Here is a 275-nt window from a genome sequence, read left to right as displayed (position 1 = left end):
AGTAGAAAAGGCTGCTCATACTGGAAATCGAGAACAATTAAATAGTGTCATCGATAGTCTGATAGAACTGATACCAGACACAAAAGAAAAAATGGAGCTTTCAAACCAGCTTGGCGAAGGAAAACTTGAGGCGCTGATCAAGAGATATGCTGAGTCTTTCGACGCAATAACAACAGCAAAAGAATGGGGACTGATAGAGTCTCCAGACAAATAATTCCTCTCTTACAAACGTTCAGGGTGGCCGAGGTAGAATCCCTGGCCACCCTGAACGCCCA

General features: G+C 44.0%; 1 protein-coding gene. It reads left to right on the top strand.

Annotation, left to right across the window (positions count from 1 at the left end; all coding sequences use genetic code 11):
• On the top strand, positions 1–214 hold a 214-nt coding region (locus CWC18_RS21215), incomplete at its 5' end, for a hypothetical protein (RefSeq protein ID WP_171041201.1).
• Positions 215–275: the final 61 nt, after the last annotated feature.

Origin of the sequence: Pseudoalteromonas aurantia (genome assembly GCF_005886875.1) — a bacterium.
GTDB lineage: Bacteria > Pseudomonadota > Gammaproteobacteria > Enterobacterales > Alteromonadaceae > Pseudoalteromonas > Pseudoalteromonas aurantia_A.
Note: the sequence above shows the minus strand (reverse complement) of the source record. Positions and strands in the feature narration are given on the sequence as shown.